Source organism: Amnibacterium sp. (assembly GCF_051956055.1).
Taxonomy (GTDB): Bacteria; Actinomycetota; Actinomycetes; order Actinomycetales; family Microbacteriaceae; genus Amnibacterium.
Genome location: NZ_JBQCGC010000050.1, coordinates 1 through 17,172, shown reverse-complemented (window position 1 = coordinate 17,172; position 17,172 = coordinate 1). Strand labels below are relative to the sequence as shown.

Here is a 17,172-nt window from a genome sequence, read left to right as displayed (position 1 = left end):
GGTCGCGTATCAATTCGCGGAGACGGCGCAGCGCGACGCGCTCGTCCTCGATGCCGAAGGGGAAGTCGCCGGGCGCGTGGACGTGCAGGCTCTGCTCAGTGCACGGCTGCACGATCTGACGGAGGAGCACCACCGAGAGCGGATACTCGTCAGCCCCTTCTCCCAACCCCGCACGCTCGGCGATCGCTCGTAACGATCGCCGAGCACACGACCGGGCTCTCGCAAGCCGCCGACTGGAATCGGCCGACCGTGTCGCGCGCGAAGAGCGGTACCTCGGGTGGGTTCGTCTTTGAAGACGTGCGGCCATGCGTCCGAACAGGGTGACGTCAATTCGAGCGCGGTCGCGCGACCGGATGCGGTGGGTGCTGCAGGTGCTCGTGGCGAACGAAGTCCGAACGTCGGCGCCCTCGCGTCGCCGCCCCGACCGTCCCGCCTCTCTCTCGCTGAGCCGGCCCCTCGCGTACCCCCTCGCATCTCTGCACATCGGGGGTGTGCAGGGATGCGAGGGGTTTCGGGCGTTTTGCCCTGTCCTTGCCTGCCCCCTCCGCGGTGCGGCTCCTGAACCACCCACAAACAACGTGAAGAGCAAGAGCAGTTGTGTGTGGGTGGTTCAGGAGTGCAGGTGGCAGGCCAGGACAGGGCAAAAGAAGAGCTAGGGAGGGGGAGCGCAGGGGGAGGGGAATGACGGGGAGCGGAGGCGGAGTGGTCGAGATGGTTGTGTCGCGGGATCACAGGACGGGTGCGGTGACCGGGATGTCGTGATGGCGTGGAGCGGTGGGGGAGCAGGCTGGGCAGGCGTCGTCGGGTGCGGACGTGTGGGTGACCGGTCGGGATCAGTTGGCGTTGGAGTGGTTCCGGATCGTGCGGATCTCGAACATGCAGACGCTGCGATGGGCGCTTGGCATGATCAACGGCTGGGATCGTCCGGTCGCGCTCCGGCAGGCGCAACGGTGGGTGACCCGGATGACGCGCGTCGGGTACGTGGATCGGACGAACCTCGGCGGACCGGGCGGATCGGTCGTCTGGGCGACCCCGGCGGTGACCGGGTCGCGGCGGCCGAATCTGTTCGCGCAGACGACACGGCATGAGATCGCGGTGTCCGCGGCGTCGACTCGGTATCTCGCGGCGGGGTATTCGTGGGCGAGGGACGAGCGTCCGCGAGGCGTGAGCGGCCATGTCGCGGACGGTGTCGCGATTGCCGGCGATGAGCTGACGTTGATCGAGGTCGAGCTGACGCCGAAGCGAGCCGACCGGTACGTGACGATCCTTGCGAGGTTTCGCCTCCGGATTGAGGCGGGCGACGCGGACCAGGTCGTCTACCTCTGCAACCCCGACAGCGCCCACGCCGTCCGCGCAGCGCTCCGGCAGTCGGCCGCGAAACGCATCGCCGACCGGGTCGACGTCCGGGAGGTCTTCGACCCACGCACCGCCCACTGGCCCGATGAGGAACTCCCGACCTGGCTTCAACGTGCGTCGCAGGCATGAAGCCCTGTCGGTGCCTCCGCTGATGGTTCGCAACACGAGAGGGGCGAGCGGATGGGATCGATCGAGCGCTATGAGACCAAGGGCGGCTGGCGGTACGTGGTCCGCTATCGGAAGCCCGACAACTCCCAGGGCAAGCGGCGGGGCTTCGCGCGCAAGCGCGACGCGGAGCTCTACCTTGCGTCGGTCGAGACTTCCAAGGCTCGCGGAGACTTCATCGACGCGCGGGACTCGCTCGAGACCGTGGCATCGCTCGGTGCGGCCTGGCTCAGCAACAAGGCGCAGCTGAAGCCGTCCTCGCTTCGGTCGCTGGAGAGCGCCTGGCGCCTCCACGTCCTGCCGCGGTGGGGAACACTGCCGGTCGGGCGCGTTCGGCACAGTGACGTGCAGGCGTGGGTGACCAAGCTGTCGACCGAACGTGGCCCGACGACCGTGCTCCGTTGCTACGGCGTGCTGGCCTCGATCCTCGACGTCGCCGTCCGGGACCGCCGGATCCTGAGCAACCCTGCCCGTGATGTGGGTCTGCCGCGCAAGGTCGGACGCGCGCACACGTACCTCAGCCGCGAGCAGGTCGAGTCGCTGGCTGACGCCGCGGGGGAGTACCGGACGCGGGTGCTCGTCCTCGCCGATTCGGGGCTGCGATGGGGTGAAGCGATCGGACTTCGTGTCCGCCACCTCGACCTGCTGCGACGCCGGATCAATGTCGAGACGAACGCTGTCGAGGTCGGCAGTCAGATCATCGAGGGGACGCCCAAGACCCACAAGGTGCGCTCGGTGCCGATCATCGCCTCACTTGTCGAGCCCCTGGCGCGAGCATGCAAGGGTAAAGCGCCGGACGACCTCGTCTTCGCCGGTCGGGCCGGGACCTTCGTTCGTCGCTCGCACAACAGGTACGGCTGGTTCGCTTCAGCCATCCGCGACGCGGGTGTGCCGCGCCTCACCGTGCATGACCTCCGGCACACGACCGCAAGCTTGGCCGTGCAGGCCGGCGCGAACGTGAAAGCGGTCCAGCGGATGCTCGGACACAAGTCTGCAGCCATGACGCTCGATGTCTACGCCGACCTGTTCGATGACGATCTGGAGACGCTTGCGATGCGCCTCGATGAGCACCGCGTGGCCGCGATTGTGCCCAATCCGCGCCCACGAGCCGTCCCGACGGCCGGCTTCTAAGGGTGACTCTGCGACTTGATCAGGGAAATCGTGACTTGAAGCGTTTGCGCCCCCGGTAGTTCGAATCCCACGCCCTCCGCTGCTGGCCGACGCGACGTCCCGGTCGATCGAGCGACCTTGCTCAGGTCGTGACACGGGGTCGAACGCGTCGGCCACGGAGGATCAGCCGGACGACCAGTGCGCCGCTCGTCCGTCTCGCCGACGGCTCGTCGCCTCGCAGTCCACAGCCCGTTCCGGGTGCCGGAGGACATCAGCCCGGCACTGCGGGCGCTCCGTCGCCACCGGTCCCACTCCTCCCGAGACAGGGGCGAGGGGTCCCGCATCCGCGGGACCCCTCAAGGCCTTCTGGGGAAGTCGGGTTCAGAAGTCCTCGGGACCGCTCACGCGCGTGGTGCGGTTGGCGACCGCGACCGGCTCGCCGGCACCAGCGGCGCTCGTGGTCGTGACGGTCCGCCGACCGCGAATGGCCAGCGCAAGGCCCACGATGAACACGATGACGCCTGCGATCATCAAGATGTACCCCGCCGTATTCAGGCTGATGAAGGCCGTCTGCACGTTGATCGCGAATGCGAGGATCGCACCGATCACGAAGAGAACCACACCGGTGCCCATGGTCATTGCTGGAGCCAATCTTCTCGGTCGTCTTGAGTGCGTCGAGACAGAAAGTGCCTCGTACGACTCCGGAAAAGCAAACATGAAGTGCTTGCTTGGGTATTCGCTGTATTTCGGCAGAGTGCAGCACCCCCAGATCCGGGGGGTGCCCGCGGGCTCAGGCGGCTGTCCGATCGAGACGAGTCCACGAACGCTCCCGGCGCGGAGCCGCCTCGCACGGGGGGTCGACAGGTGCGGGGATGCCGCCTTGGATTCTCGAACCAGGTTTTCTCGAAATCGATACAAGGGCAGACGATTGTCGGCGCACACGTTCCTCTCCGCTTCGATCAGCCGCGCGATTCGCGTCGTACTCGCATTGCCCGGGGAGATGCGGATCGCGTCAGTCGGTGTCGCATCGCTCGCAGTGATCACGGGTGTGATGTTCGTGAATTGGCGCATCGGGATACCGATCGCACTCGTGATCAGCGTCACGGCTGTGCTCTGGATCAATGCCGCAATGGGCCTCGCGGAACAAGGGCACGGAGATCTCGACTCGATCGAATGCCTGCTGCGGGAGAACGAAGCGACGTATCCGACCTGGCGGCTGGGCTTCGAGATCGGCTCGGGGAGCCTCCTTCGATCCGCGCAAACCCTGCGCGCTCGAGCGATGAGCCGCTTCAGTGAGCCGGTTGACCCGGTCGCGCACTCGGCGCCCTAGCGATTCGTGACGCGCCTGACGGGCCGGATGGCGCTGAGGTGCTCCGGGCGACGGCCGGCTGATCGATCCGCACGCCCTCGGCGCATCCTCGGGTGACCCGAGCAGATTGCTCGGGTGATCAGAAGCCGACTCACCGCTGAGGGGCGTCGGCCCTCCGTGGCCTGGGACCTGCCCACGGTGCCGGGCGGACGGCGTGTCCTGATCGCCGCCGTTGCGCTGACCGGCGTCTGGTCCAGCTCGGCGCTGTTCCGCATGGCACACCTGCGTCCAGGTCCCATCGACCGAGGCTGGGATGCGGTGATGACCTCGGCGCGGAGACCGCGCGTGCATCGAATGGCCGAGGCGCTGGCCGTCGTCGGGACCGGCAGGCCCGCCACCGCACTGGTCGTCGCGACGGGCGCGCTCATCGGCGCGGCCCGTGGATGGCACTGGGGTGCGTCCGTCGGCGCCGTGAGCATCATCAGCGTGCTGAACGTCGCAGGGCTGGAAGCACTCGCTCGCCGCTCCCGACCCGACGCCGCCTACGGCGTGCTCAACGCGTTCCCCTCCGGACACACCACCTTCGCTTCCCTCCTGGGCAGCGTCGTGATCCTCTTCGCCCCGAGGGCGAGCATCCGCGGTGTCGCGATCGCCTGGATCAGCGCGATGGCATGGAGCAGGACGTACCTGCGCGCGCATTGGCTCACCGACGTCCTGGCCGCGATCCTGATCGGTTCGGCTGAGGCGGTGCTCATGGTCGCTGCGGTCCATCGGCTCAGCGAGCGGCGGCGGCCCATGGGCGGACCGCAGCATGAGCTGCGCTAGCAGCGACCTTGTGGTGAGGGTCGACCCTCGACGCTCACGAGGGGACGGATGGGTTGCGCCGACCCCATGAGCGCTGTCAGACACGAGCAGGTCGTCTCGGGGAGAGCGGAGCGGGAGCGCACGACGCTGGCGACGGTCCCCGCTCGCGATGCGTCCCACGTGCGCATGTCGTGCCCGCATCGCTGCGCGATCTGGTGAGATCCGCCGCGATCTGCTGGTCGGGGAATGCCTCATCGGCTCGTGTGACCGGGTGTTACGCCGGCCGGGTGCACGTCGTCCGCCCAGTGCATACGGTGTGGATCACGCGGAGCAGGCAGTCATCCGAACAGCTCGCCTCGGGATAAGACGCACCCGGGGAACGTCGTCATCGTTCCCCCCTGCACGGTTCTCCCGAATCGATGACGTGCCTGTGGAAGGCAATGCCGCGCGCCTGAAAGCACATCGCTCACCAACGCACCGCGGCTCCTGCTGCGCGCGAGTTAGGAATTCGGCTCACATGAGGACTCGGTCCCGGATCATCGTCGCGGCGACCGCCGCGGTGGCTGCTGCCATCGGCCTGAGCGGCTGCTCCGGCAGCGCGCTCTCGTCGGCCGCCGCCGGAAGCGACCCCTCCGGCGGTGCCAAGAGCCCGGTGACGTTCGGCGTCTCCGCTGCCGAGACGGGCCCGTACGCCCAGTACGGGCAGCAGTTCAAGGAGGCGTTCGACCTCGCGGTGGCCCAGGTGAACGCCGATGGCGGCATCGACGGTCGTCAGGTGCAGCTGAAGTACCAGGACTCCCAGTCCGACCCGAAGCAGTCCGTGACCGTCGCGCAGCAGTTCGTCGGTGACCCGTCCGTCAGCCTCGTGTTCGGGGACTACTCCTCGGCCGCCTCCATCCCCGCTTCTCCGATCTACACGGCGGGCAAGCTGCTGCAGTACGGCTTCAACAATTCGAATCCGGACTTCACGGCGAAGGGCTCCGAGTACCAGTGGTCGACCTCGATCACCACGAGCGACACCTACACGTGGACCGCGGACTTCATCAAGAAGCAGGGCGTGAAGTCCGTCGGCGTCACGTACCTGAACACCTCCGACTGGGGCATCCCCGCCTTCGCGGCCTTCAAGGCCGAGGCCGCGAGGATCGGGCTGAGGATCACCGACGCCGAGGGGGTGCTCGACACCTCCGACGACTACCGCCCGTCGCTGACCAAGGCCGTGGCCGGCAGCCCGCAGGCCTTCGTGCACATCGGATACGGCCCGGACGCGGCGAAGATCGTCACCCAGCTGCGCGCCATCGGCTACAAGGGCACCTTCTACGGCGGTCAGGACGAGCAGTCCTTCGACGGGACCGCCGCGGCCGAGGGCGCGATCATCGGCAGCCAGTTCGTCGAGACGAGCACCGATCCCGGGGTGAAGGCGTTCGTGACGGCCTTCAAGAAGCGGTACCCGAAGGAGACGGATGTCACGGCCTTCGAAGCGGGCGCGTACGACGCGCTGCACGTGGCGGTCGCGGCGGCGAAGGCAGGAGGCACGACCAGGGCGGGCATCCTGAAGGGCTTCCAGGAGCTGACCGACGTGCCGAGCGTCGTCTACGGCCACATCACCTTCGACCCGAAGACCCGTCGCGTTGCATCGCCGACCCTCACGCCGACCGTCCTGAAGGGCGGCACGTGGGTCGTCGACAACGGCTGACCCGAGCGGCTGCCTCCTGTGCTCGACACCCTGATCGCCGGCCTGCTCCGAGGGAACGTGTACGCCCTCGGAGCGGTCGGCATCTCCCTCGTCTTCGGCGTCATGAACGTCGTCAACTTCGCCCAGTTCTCGTTCTTCGGGCTCGGGGCGATGCTGGCCTGGTTCCTCGTCGCGGAGCAGGGGCTGCCGTTCTGGCTGGCCCTGCCGATCGTCCTCCTCGTCTGCGCGGGTCTCGGTCTGCTGATCAACGTCGCGGTCGTGCGCCCCCTCGCGAAGTTCCTGCCCCTCGCAGCGATGCTGTCGACCTACGCGGTCTCGCAGATCCTCGACAACGCCTCCCAGATCGCGTTCACCGCCCAGTTCCGGGTTTTCCCGGAGGTGCTCCCCACCTCGAACCTGCATCTCGGGACCATGGCGTTCGGCACCTCCGACGTCGTGATGCTGGGGACGACCGCCGTCGTGATGGTCGTCATGTCGCTGTTCCTCAAGTACGGCAAGGTCGGTCAGGCGATCCGGGCCACCGCGCAGGATCAGGAGGCGGCGCTGCAGATGGGCATCCCGGTCGGGATGGTCCAGCACGTCTCGTTCGTCATCGCGTCGGCGCTCGGCGGACTCGCGGGGGTCTTCATCGCCCTCTACGTCGGGGTCGCCAACCCCTCCTCCGGACTCGACATCGGGCTGACGGCGTTCGTGGCGGCCACCCTGGGCGGCCTCGGCTCCCTCGTCGGCGCCGTCGTGGGCGGATTCGTCCTCGGGATCCTCGAGGCGTTCGGGATCCACTTCTTCGGGGACACCGCCCGCGAGATCGTCGTCTTCGTCGTCCTGCTCGCGGTCCTGATCGTGCGCCCTGGCGGCCTGCTCGGGAAGGTGCCGCTGCTCTCGGCGGAGCCGCTGACCGGCACCTTCCTCGGCAAGGGGCGCCCGCTGCGCATCCCGCGCTGGGTCTGGCCGGTCGCGTTCGTGATCGGCGGGGTGGTGCTGCCGCTGGTCGCGTCGCCCTACGTCCTCGTCACCGGGACCCAGGTACTCGTCTACGCGGTGATCGCGGCGGGCTTCACGCTGACGGCAGGCCAGGCCGGGGTGCTCGCGCTCGGCCAGGCCGGCCCGATCGCGCTCGGGGCGTACGCGTCCGCCCTGCTGACGCTGCAGCTGCACCTGTCGTTCTGGGTCGCGCTGCCGGCCGCCGGCCTCATCGCCGCGGTGCTCGCATCCATCGTCTCCGCCCCGATCTGGGGCGTGAAGGGGCACTACCTCGCGATCGCCACCCTCGGCGTCGGAGCGGCGATCGTCGCGGTCGTCCAGCTGGTGCTGCCGCAGGGCATCTACGGCATCCCGGCGCCGGAGCTCGGCGCGGTCTCGCTGGCGTCACCGATCGGCTGGTACCTCATCGACTTCGGCGTGCTGGTCGTCACGCTGCTGGTCATGTGGCGGATCCGCGCCTCGCACCTCGGGCGCGTGATCGCCTCGGTCGGCTCGGACGAGGTCGCCGCGCTCGCCTCCGGCGTCCGTGCCCGGAACTACCGTGCGCTCGCCTTCGCGGTCTCGGCGTTCTTCGCGGGGGTCGGCGGCTCGCTGCTGGCGCACCAGTACACCTACATCGACACCACGATCTTCACGACGCTCATGTCCCTGCTCGTCGTCACGATCGTGATCATGGGCGGGGTCGGCCTGCCCTACGGCGCCGTGGTCGGCTCGCTCGTGCTCATCGGCGCGATGGAGCTGCTTCGGTTCACTCCGGAGCTGCGCATCATCGTCTACGGCCTCGTGCTGATCCTCGTGGTGCGCTTCCGTCCGGGCGGGATCCTGGTGAGGAACGCATGAGCGACGCACTGCTGCAGGTGGAGGGGCTCGAGCGCCGGTTCGCGGGGCTCAAGGCGGTCGACGGGATCTCGTTCACCGTCGCCCCGCACGAGGTCGTCTCGATCATCGGCCCGAACGGTTCCGGCAAGACGACCACGCTCAACCTCGTCACCGGCGCGATCCGCGCCCACGGCGGGACGATCGCGCTCGACGGGGCCCGCATCGACCACGCGGACACCGCGCGCATCGCGGAGGACGGTATCGCGCGCACGTTCCAGAACGGGCGCGTGTTCGCCACCCTCTCGGTCGCCGACAACATCGAGGTCGGCATCCACTCCACGCTCACCGCGCACCGGCCGTTCCGGGCGCTGGACCGGCTCCTGCTGCTGCGGTGGATCCCGCTGCTCGCGGAGCTGTTCGTCGCGATCGTCGGCACGCCCGCCTCCCGGCGGGAGCGGCGGCGCATCGACGCGGTCGTCGCCACCGAAATCGACCGGTTCCAGGCCCGGCTCGGCCCCAGGCGGGACGAGCCGGCGTACTCGCTCAGCTACGCGAACCGGCGCCGGACCGAGATCGCCCGCGCGCTCGCGCTGCAGCCGAAGCTCCTCGTGCTCGACGAGCCGACCGCGGGCATGAACCAGTCCGAGACCGCGGAGGTGCTCGCGCAGCTGCTCGAGCTCAAGGCCGGCGGCCAGGCGATCCTGCTCGTGGAGCACAAGCTCGACCTCGTGATGGCCGTCTCGGACCGCGTGATCGTGATGGACGGCGGCAGGATCATCGCGGAGGGGGCGCCGGAGGCGGTCCGGCAGGACCCGGCGGTGGTCGAGGCGTACCTCGGCCGGCGCCGCGGGCTCGGCGGGCAGGTGCTCGTATGAGCGACCTGCTCGTGCTCGACGACGTGCACGTCTCCTACGGTCCGTTCCACGCGCTCCGCGGCAGCTCGCTGACGGTGGGGGAGGGCGAGATCGTCTCGCTCCTCGGCGGCAACGCGAGCGGCAAGTCGACGACGATGAAGACGATCCTCGGCCTGACGAAGGTGCGCTCCGGGGCGGTCCGGTTCGCGGGGGCCGACATCACCCGCACCTCCACGCGCCACCGGGTGAAGGCGGGCATCGCCTCCGTGCCGGAGGCCCGCCGCGTGTTCCCGCAGATGACCGTGGACGAGAACCTCCTCGCCGGTGCGTACACGCGCCGCAACCGGTCCGAGGTGACCGAGGACCTCGAACGGATGCGCACCCACTTCCCGCGGCTCGCCGAGCGGCGCAAGCAGGAGGCCGGCACCCTGTCCGGCGGGGAGCAGCAGATGCTCGCCTTCGCCCGCGCGCTGATGAGCCGACCGCGCCTCATCTGCATGGACGAGCCGACCATGGGGCTCTCCCCGAAGCTCGTCGACCAGGTGCTCGACGAGATCGCGCGGATCAACGCGGAGCTCGGCGTCGCGGTGCTGCTCGTCGAGCAGCAGGCCGAGCTCGCGCTGTCGATCGCCTCCCGCGGCTACGTGCTCGCGACCGGCGAGATCGTCCTGCACGGCGACGCGCGTGAGCTGCTCGACGACCCGCAGGTCCAGGAGGCCTACCTCGGGAAGGCGGCACGTCCGTGAGCGCGTTCCGGATCGGGTTCTTCACCCGGCTCCTCGACGACGCGCCGCCGCTCGAGCGGTACCGGAACGCGCTCGACCAGATAGCGCACGCCGAGGCGCTCGGGTTCGACACCGCCTGGGTGGCGCAGCACCACTTCTCCGCCGACGAGGGAGGCCTGCCCTCCCCGTTCGTGCTGCTGGCGCAGGCGGCGGCCAGGACGTCGCGCATCCGCCTCGCGACCGGCATCGTGACGCTGCCGCTCGAGGCCCCGCTGCGGGTGGCGGAGGATGCCGCGGTGCTGTGGCTGCTCGCGGGCGGCCGGCTCGAGCTCGGCATCGGCTCCGGCGGCACGGCGTCCTCCTTCGCGCCGTTCGGGCACGACGCCGCGGACCGCTCCGGGATCTACGCGGCCCACAAAGCGGTGCTGCTCCGGGCCCTGCGCGGCGAGACGCTCACGACCGACGGCGGCGCGCTGTACCCGCCCGCCCCCGAGCTCGCCGAGACCCTCTGGGAGGCGACGTTCTCCGCCGGAGGCGCCGAGCGGATCGGCCGGGAGGGGCACGGCCTGCTGCTGTCCCGCACCCAGCCCCGCCGCGAGTACACCGGCCGCGGCTCCGCCCCCGACCAGGTCGCCATCGTCGACGCCCACGCGCAAGCCCTGCCCGACGGCGTCCCGCCCCGCGTGATGGCCTCCCGGTCGGTGCTCGTGGTCGACGACGAGGACACGGCCGCGCGGTGGCGTGCGCACGGGATCGCGCGTTCCCTGCCCGCGCTGGCAGCCCAGGGGGTGACCGTGCCGAGCGGGACGCCCGACACCGAGCTCGCCGCCTTCCTCGACCTCCACGTCGGCACCCCCGAGCAGGTCCTCACGACGCTCGCGGCGGACCCGGTCCTGCCGCGCGCGACCGATCTCGTCCTCCAGCCCCACCCCGTCGACCCGCCCCATGCCGTCGTGCTGCGCTCGCTCGAGCTGCTCGCCCGGGACGTCGCGCCGGCGCTCGGCTGGCGGCCCGCCGTGTCGCAACTCCCCGAAAGGACCACCGCATGACCACCGACGTCGTCGACCGCCTGGTCGGCATCCAGGAGGGGGACGCCCTCTTCGCGCTGCGGGAGCAGCGTCCCGAGGCGAAGCGCAACGCCCAGGCGAGCTTCGACGCGCTGCTCGCCGCCGCTGACGGCGAGCACGTGAGCCGGGTCGAACGACTCGCGATCGCCTACTGGGCGGTCGCGCTCGGTCGCAGCGCCGCCGCCTCCTTCTACCGCGACCTGCTCGCGGCGGAGTCGCCCGATATCGCCGCCGCGCTCGATGCCGCCCTGCCCGGCGCGGTCGCCGCGGGCCCCTCCGGATCCTTCCCGGAGGGCCCGCTCACGGTCGAGGACGTCGACGGGCCGCACTGGTCGCCCTCGGCGGAGCTGGCCGCCGCCGTCGGCGGCCGGCTCGCCGCCGCCTTCGCCCACACCCATCTGCTCACGTACCGGCCGCGGGACGCCTCCGCGGATGCGCTGCAGGCGCTGCTCGACGCCGGCTGGGACACCACCGGGGTCGTCACGCTGTCGCAGCTGGTGTCGTTCCTGAGCTTCCAGATCCGCATCGTCGCCGGCCTCACCGTGCTGAAGGGAGCCCTGTGATGCCCGACCACGTCATCCGCGGCGCCGCCACCGTCCCGAACGCCTTCACCCGTGCGCAGCTCGGCTGGCAGGCATGGCTCGAGCCGCTGCCGGTCGAGGAGCTCACCGAGCGGCACTGGGCCGGTCTCGTCGACAAGGGCCGGGCGAACAGCCCGTACTTCCGGCTGCTGGTGCGCGACCCCGACATCCTCGGCGCCCGCACCCGCACGGACAACGACATCTTCTTCAACGAGAAGGGCGGCCTGCCGCGGGCCCAGCGGGAGCTCGCGGCCACGGCCGCGTCGCGGACGAACGGCTGCATCTTCTGCGCCTCCGTGCACGCCCGGTTCGCGGCGCACTACTCCAAGCGCCCCGACGACGTGCAGCGCCTGCTCGACGAGGGGACCGAGGCGCGGCAGGACGACCCGCAGTGGCGCGCAGTCATCGACGCGTCGGTCGCGCTGACGAGGACGCCGAACGAGTTCGGGCCGGAGCACGTGCAGCGGCTGCGCGCCGCGGGCCTCGACGACCTCGCCATCGCCGACGCGATCCACGGTGCCGCGTTCTTCAACTGGGCGAACCGGCTGATGCTCTCGCTCGGGGAGCCGACCCCCGCGACCTGATCGGCTCGGGCTCGGGGCCGTCCCGGGTACGGGTCCCGCGCGGGGGGCTCTCGGTGAGCCGTTGCCGTTCTCCGAGCGGATCCGCACCTCGGCGACGTTGACTGAACGCCTCGATGATGAGGAGTGCACGTGAGGGGAACCGACGTCCATGACATCCGGGAGCTGACGAGAACCGCACCGATCACGCTGCCCGTCCCGGCTCCACGGCGGAGCGAACCCGAGGAGCGACGGACCGAGCAGAAGCCGCCTCGACCTGATCCGGATCAGGAGCGCTGAGCCGGCCGGCCGCCGATCAGCGGGGTCGTCGGCCGCGGCCGCCGATCTGACGGGATCGGGGTTGCTGCTCGCGCCTGCGCCGTCGGAGCTGCGCGCGATGCTCCCGGTCGGCCCGTCCGATGATCGCGCCGAGCAGCAGGGCCAGCACGACCGCGGCGATGGTCCAGCCCGCGAGCACAGCGATGATCACCGTGACGACTGACACTCGTTCGACCGTACGGGTCCGACGCGCCGAGCGCAGTCCGCCAACACGCGGACAAACGCGGGAAATCGGTCGTGCCGGGGCCGGCCGAGCGGGATGGGCCCCGCTCAGCCGTGCGTGGGCGTGGCGGTCGGCGTGGGCGACGGCGGCCCCGCCGTCGGCGCCGTGCTCGTCGGCGCCGGCGTGGGCGACGTGGACCCGTTCGAGCTGTTCGACGTGCCGGAGGTCGGGCTGGTGCTCTTCCCGCTCCCGAGGTACTGCGGATCGGGCGCGGGCCAGGAGGAGGCGCCGCCGTACTCCTTGTTCAGCGCCTCCTGGATGTCCTTGTAGACGCAGTGCCGCTGCACGGATCCGTTCGTCCCGCCGCCCGCCGGGCAGTCGCCGAGCTGCACGTTGAACAGCGACTGCTGGGTGCCGTTGTTGCCGACCCACACCACCGTCGTGTCCTTGGAGGAGGTGCCGTCCGTCCAGGTCTGGATCGCGTTGTCGGTGGTCCCGGTCTTCCCGAACTCGTAGATGCCGTCGGGGGTGTTGTCCCCGGCCGCCGTGCCGTAGCTGAAGACGGTGCGCAGGGCGTACTCCGCGGCGATCGCGATCGGCTGCGGGATCACCTGGTGGCAGTCGGCTGACGGCACGCCGACGTGGCTCCCGTCGGGCCGCACCACGCTGTCGATGGCGATGGGGCTGCAGAAGACGCCCTGGTTCGCGACTGCGGCGTAGGCACCGGCCATCGAGACGGGGGAGACGCCGTACGAGCCGCCGATGACGAACGGCAGGTAGATGGCCGGCTGGGTCTCGCCGTCCGCGGGGTAGACGCCCAGCTTGAACGCGAGGTTCTGGATGTCGCACAGGTCGAGCTGCTCCGCCATCGACGCGAACGCGCCGTTGATGGAGTACGCCGTCGCGCGCAGCACGCTCGTCTTGCCGTTGTAGATCGACGAGTCGTTGTGTACGGACCACGGGTTGCCGAAGTAGGTCTTGCCGCAGGCCGTGAAGTGCGAGGCGGGGATCGTGCGGCCGGTGCCGTTCACCGTGGTGTTCAGCGTGTGCCCGGTCTCCAGCCAGTCGAGCAGGGTGAAGAGCTTGTAGGTGGACCCGGGTTGGAAGCCGTTGCTGTCCCCGAGCGCGTGGTTCGCGTTGTAGTTCACCGCGGTCGACGTCTTGGAGCCGCCCACCTCGCTGTAGTCCTTGTTCTGCACCATGTCGAGGATGCGGCCCGTGCCGACCTGCACCGACACCGCGGAACTGCCGATCTGGAAGGTCGGGGAGGACTTCGGGATGTAGGTGTTCTCCGCGTGCTGCGCCGCCTGCTGCACCTTGAGGTTCAGCGTCGTGTAGATCCGCCACCCGGCCGTCTGCAGGTTGTCGTACCGGTCCTGGTAGGTCTTGCCGAAGTGCGGATCGGACAGGATCGTGTTGACCACGTACCGGCAGAAGAACCCGGCGTCGCCCGCGGCGTTGCAGCCGCTCTTGCTCGTGGTGATGTGCGGCGTCTCCTTGGTCGCGACGGCGGCCGTGTACTGCGCGGCGGAGATCATGTGCTGCTTGCGCTCGACGTTCAGGATGTAGTTGCGCCTGGCGGTGTTCGCCGCGATGTTCCCGGGCACGTCGAGCCGCAGGGCCTCGGGGTAGTTCACGATGGCGATGAGGCTCGCGGCCTGCGCGACCGTGAGCTTCGCGGCGGTCGTGTCGTAGTAGTAGTGGGCCGCCGATTCGATGCCGTACACGCGCCCGCCGAATCCGGCGATGTTGAGATAGCCGAGCAGGATCTGCTGCTTGGTGTACTTCTTCTCCAGGCCGATCGCGTATCGCGCCTCCGTCAACTTGCGTGCGATCGACGTGTCGACGCAGGCGTTGTAGGCCTTCTTCACCGCGGCCGCGGTCGGCAGGCTCTCCGCCTCCTGCACGCACACGTTCTTCACGTACTGCTGCGTGATGGTGGACGCGCCCTGCAGGTGATGGCCGAGCGCGTCGCCGATCGCGGCGCGGACCATGCCGAACGGGTCGACGGCGCCGTGCTGCCAGTACCGCACGTCCTCACCGGCGACTGTCGCGTTCTCGACGGTGCGGGAGACCTGCGACCAGCCGATCACCTGACGGTTCTCGGCGTAGAACGACGCGATCTCGACGTTCTTGCTGCCGTCCTTCGCGTAGATCCGGGTCTTCTGATCCAGGGGCTTGATGGCGAGGTCGCTCGGCAGCTGCTGGAAGAACGTGATGCTCTGCTTCGCGGCCGTGCCCGTCAACGCGACGGCGGGGGTCACGGAGGCGGCCACCAGCACGCCGGCGATGATCGCCACCGCGACGATGCCGAGGAGCGCCGACGCCCGCGAACCGGGAACTGGGCGGGAGTCTCGAGAGCGCATCGCCCTCCAGCCAACGCATCGGGCCTGCTCCACGCCTGAACGCGTCGCCGAGCGGCGCACCACGGGCGCTGTCCTGTTATCGATCAGCAGGTGCCAATGATTGACAGCCGGTGGTCATGTCAATATTGGCTTTACTTATGACCGATGATGTGACGGACCAGGTGGCGGCGCTGCGGCGGGAACTCGACCTGCTGCTCGCGACACCGGTGCTGCAGGGGGACGACGCCCCGCTCGCCGTCGTGCGCTCCGCCGCAGGCGTCCAGGCGGGCGCGAACGCCCTGCTCGCCTCGGCCGTCGAGCGGGCGCGCTCCGGCGGCTGCACCTGGCAGCAGATCGGCGAGGTGCTCGGCATCTCGCGGCAGGCGGCCTTCCAGCGGTTCGGCAGGCCGGTCGACCCTCGAACCGGAGCGGCCATGAGCACCACACCCCTGCCCGACGCCGTCGCCCTCGCCGAGGCCGTGATCGCGGATCTCGTCCACGCGCGGTGGAGCGACGTGACCGCTCGCTTCGACGCAGTCGTCGCCGAGCGGCTGGGCGCCGACGGCCTCGCCGCCGCCTGGGCGCAGGTGATCGGCGCCGTCGGGGCGTTCGAAGGGCGCGATGAGGTCCACGCCGCCAGAGCGGGCGATCTCACGGTCACGAACACGCTCCTCCGGTTCGAGGCGGGCGAGTTCGTGGCGCGCATCGCGTTCCGGGACGACCGGAGCATCGCGGGCCTGTTCCTCCTCCCTCCGGACCGCGCATGAGCGCGCCCGGGTCGACGGCGGGGACGCCGGTCGGTGGTCGTGTGGCGGAGCGCGTCCGCTGGGGGCAGGTCGCGGCGTTCGTCGTCGTGGCGTTCGCGCTGGCATGGGCGGTCGACCTGCCCCTCTGGCTCGGCGGCCAGGGCCTGCGGACGCCGTTCGCGACCATCCTCATCGCGGCGTCCATGTACGCACCCGGGGTGGCCGCGGTGCTGGTGACGGGGTTCGTGCTCCGGAGTCCGCGGGCGGTGCTCCGGAGGCTGGGATGGGCGCCCTCCCGGCCCGCGCGGCGGATCGTGCTCCTCGCCGTCGTCGGCGCGATCGGCAGCATCCTGCTGCCGATCTGCACGGTGCTCGTCGCGGCGCTGCTCGGGCTCGTGCGGCTCGACCTCGTCGGGTTCTCCGGCTTCGCGCAGCTCCTCGGACGCGAGCTGCCGGCCGGGACGACGCTGCCGATCCCCATCGGGCTGCTCGTGCTGCTCCAGCTGGTGCAGCTGCCGATCGGCGCGGTCATCAACAGCGTCTTCACCGTGGGTGAGGAGACCGGATGGCGGGGCTTCCTGCTGCCGGCCCTCCGCCCGCTCGGGACCTGGCCGGCCCTCCTCATCACGGGCGTGGTCTGGGGGCTCTGGCACGCGCCGGTGATCCTGCTCGGCTACGAATTCGGCCGCCCGGACATCTCCGGGCTCGCGCTGATGGTGGTCGGCTGCACCGCGTACGGCGTGCTGCTCGGGTGGCTCCGCATCCGCAGCGGCAGCGTGTGGCCCTCGACCGTCGCGCACGCCGGGTTCAACGCGGCCGGGGGCTTCGCCGCGCTCGTGGTCGCGGCGGGCTCACGGCCCGATCCGGCTGCCGTCGGCCCGCTCGGTTGGGTGGCCTGGCTGCTGTGCGCCGCACTGGCCCTCGTGCTCGCCCTCACGCACGGCTTCCCCGCCAAGGACCGCTGGGCGGAGGCCGAGGCGCGCTGAGGCGCGGGGCCGCGCGGCGGGGCGCGGCGAGCACGACGGCAGGAACTAGCACCGACGGCAGGAAGGAAGGAGCGATTCCTTCCTGCTGAAGCGGTTTCTTCCTGCCGTCGTGCTCCCCACGCAGCGCGCGGGCGCCGGGCGCAGAGGGGGGTCGGAGGTGGCGCTGCCAGGATGCCGGAGGGAGGTCGGAGATGACCAGAGCGGTCCAGGTGACGGAGCGGTGCACGTACCACGGCGAGGGCCCCTTCTGGGATGCGCAGGCGGAACGGCTCCTGTTCGTCGACATGCTCGCGGGCGCGGTGCTGGAGCTCGCCGGAGGCGACCCGGTGCGACACGAGTACGGCGGCGTCGCTGCGGTGGTCAGGAGGAGGTCCGCCGGCGGCCTGGTGCTCGCGGTCGAGCACGGCTTCCTCGAGCTCGACGACGATCTGACCCCGGTCGGCGACGTCCAGACGGTATTCGACGACCCGGCGATCCGCATGAACGAGGGCGGGTGCGACCCGCAGGGGCGCCTCTTCCTCGGCACCATGGCCTACGGGGCGACCGAGGGCGCCGGCACGCTCTACCGG

At 70.3% G+C, this 17,172-nt stretch carries 17 protein-coding genes; 14 read left to right on the top strand and 3 right to left on the bottom strand.

The features are described from left to right. The first annotated feature begins 813 nt into the window (after positions 1-813). Both ACTHLI_RS07550 and ACTHLI_RS07545 read left to right on the top strand, forming a co-directional pair. Complete coding sequence (locus ACTHLI_RS07550; RefSeq protein WP_440182545.1) at positions 814-1,485, top strand: hypothetical protein; 672 nt, start codon at positions 814-816, stop codon at positions 1,483-1,485. 51 nt (positions 1,486-1,536) lie between these two features. Next, complete coding sequence (locus tag ACTHLI_RS07545) at positions 1,537-2,652, top strand: tyrosine-type recombinase/integrase (RefSeq protein WP_440182544.1); 1,116 nt, start codon at positions 1,537-1,539, stop codon at positions 2,650-2,652. Between the two features lie 360 nt (positions 2,653-3,012). On the opposite strand, the gene ACTHLI_RS07540 is transcribed toward ACTHLI_RS07545, so the two are convergent. Further along, positions 3,013-3,270: a DUF6458 family protein gene (locus tag ACTHLI_RS07540; protein WP_440182543.1), complete on the bottom strand. Its 258-nt coding sequence runs from the start codon at positions 3,268-3,270 to the stop codon at positions 3,013-3,015. 289 nt (positions 3,271-3,559) lie between these two features. Between ACTHLI_RS07540 and ACTHLI_RS07535 the strand changes: the two genes are divergently transcribed. The 9 genes from ACTHLI_RS07535 to ACTHLI_RS07495 all read left to right on the top strand — a co-directional run bounded on the left by ACTHLI_RS07535 (position 3,560) and on the right by ACTHLI_RS07495 (position 12,048). Continuing rightward, the gene (locus ACTHLI_RS07535; RefSeq protein ID WP_440182542.1) at positions 3,560-3,961 is read left to right on the top strand and encodes a hypothetical protein; all 402 of its coding nucleotides are present in this window, start codon (positions 3,560-3,562) and stop codon (positions 3,959-3,961) included. Positions 3,962-4,294: 333 nt separating this feature from the next. Further along, positions 4,295-4,765 (top strand): phosphatase PAP2 family protein, encoded by a 471-nt coding sequence (locus ACTHLI_RS07530; protein WP_440182546.1) that lies wholly within the window; start codon positions 4,295-4,297, stop codon positions 4,763-4,765. A 496-nt stretch (positions 4,766-5,261) separates the two neighbouring features. Beyond that, positions 5,262-6,437, top strand: a complete 1,176-nt coding sequence (locus tag ACTHLI_RS07525; protein ID WP_440182541.1) for an ABC transporter substrate-binding protein — start codon at positions 5,262-5,264, stop codon at positions 6,435-6,437. Positions 6,438-6,455: 18 nt separating this feature from the next. Next, positions 6,456-8,258, top strand: coding sequence for an ABC transporter permease (locus tag ACTHLI_RS07520; protein ID WP_440182540.1), 1,803 nt, complete (start codon positions 6,456-6,458; stop codon positions 8,256-8,258). After that, positions 8,255-9,112 (top strand): ABC transporter ATP-binding protein, encoded by an 858-nt coding sequence (locus ACTHLI_RS07515; RefSeq protein WP_440182539.1) that lies wholly within the window; start codon positions 8,255-8,257, stop codon positions 9,110-9,112. The genes ACTHLI_RS07520 and ACTHLI_RS07515 overlap by 4 nt, the downstream gene beginning before the upstream one ends. Next, on the top strand, positions 9,109-9,837 hold the full coding sequence (locus tag ACTHLI_RS07510) for an ABC transporter ATP-binding protein (protein WP_440182538.1): 729 nt from the start codon (positions 9,109-9,111) through the stop codon (positions 9,835-9,837). Before ACTHLI_RS07515 ends, ACTHLI_RS07510 begins: the two co-directional genes overlap by 4 nt. After that, a complete protein-coding gene (locus ACTHLI_RS07505) occupies positions 9,834-10,865 on the top strand; it encodes a putative FMN-dependent luciferase-like monooxygenase (protein WP_440182537.1) in 1,032 nt (343 codons plus the stop codon). Before ACTHLI_RS07510 ends, ACTHLI_RS07505 begins: the two co-directional genes overlap by 4 nt. Continuing rightward, positions 10,862-11,446 carry a CMD domain protein gene (locus ACTHLI_RS07500; protein WP_440182536.1) on the top strand — a complete coding sequence of 195 codons (585 nt, stop codon included), beginning with the start codon at positions 10,862-10,864 and terminating at the stop codon, positions 11,444-11,446. Before ACTHLI_RS07505 ends, ACTHLI_RS07500 begins: the two co-directional genes overlap by 4 nt. Continuing rightward, positions 11,446-12,048, top strand: coding sequence for an alkylhydroperoxidase domain protein (locus ACTHLI_RS07495; RefSeq protein ID WP_440182535.1), 603 nt, complete (start codon positions 11,446-11,448; stop codon positions 12,046-12,048). Before ACTHLI_RS07500 ends, ACTHLI_RS07495 begins: the two co-directional genes overlap by 1 nt. Positions 12,049-12,340: 292 nt before the next feature. Here ACTHLI_RS07495 and ACTHLI_RS07490 read toward each other — a convergent pair whose 3' ends face one another. Together ACTHLI_RS07490 and ACTHLI_RS07485 are read right to left on the bottom strand one after the other, a co-directional pair. Continuing rightward, positions 12,341-12,529, bottom strand: a complete 189-nt coding sequence (locus tag ACTHLI_RS07490) for a hypothetical protein (RefSeq protein WP_440182534.1) — start codon at positions 12,527-12,529, stop codon at positions 12,341-12,343. A gap of 104 nt (positions 12,530-12,633) precedes the next feature. Further along, positions 12,634-14,892: a transglycosylase domain-containing protein gene (locus tag ACTHLI_RS07485; protein WP_440182533.1), complete on the bottom strand. Its 2,259-nt coding sequence runs from the start codon at positions 14,890-14,892 to the stop codon at positions 12,634-12,636. 137 nt (positions 14,893-15,029) lie between these two features. Between ACTHLI_RS07485 and ACTHLI_RS07480 the strand changes: the two genes are divergently transcribed. The 3 genes from ACTHLI_RS07480 to ACTHLI_RS07470 form a co-directional block, all read left to right on the top strand. Next, entirely contained in the window at positions 15,030-15,638 is a 609-nt protein-coding gene (locus ACTHLI_RS07480) for a DUF3887 domain-containing protein (protein WP_440182532.1), read from the top strand. Next, positions 15,635-16,603, top strand: a complete 969-nt coding sequence (locus ACTHLI_RS07475; protein ID WP_440182531.1) for a lysostaphin resistance A-like protein — start codon at positions 15,635-15,637, stop codon at positions 16,601-16,603. The genes ACTHLI_RS07480 and ACTHLI_RS07475 overlap by 4 nt, the downstream gene beginning before the upstream one ends. Before the next feature lie 191 nt (positions 16,604-16,794). After that, a partial coding sequence (locus ACTHLI_RS07470; RefSeq protein WP_440182530.1) for an SMP-30/gluconolactonase/LRE family protein occupies positions 16,795-17,172 on the top strand: 378 nt, incomplete at its 3' end.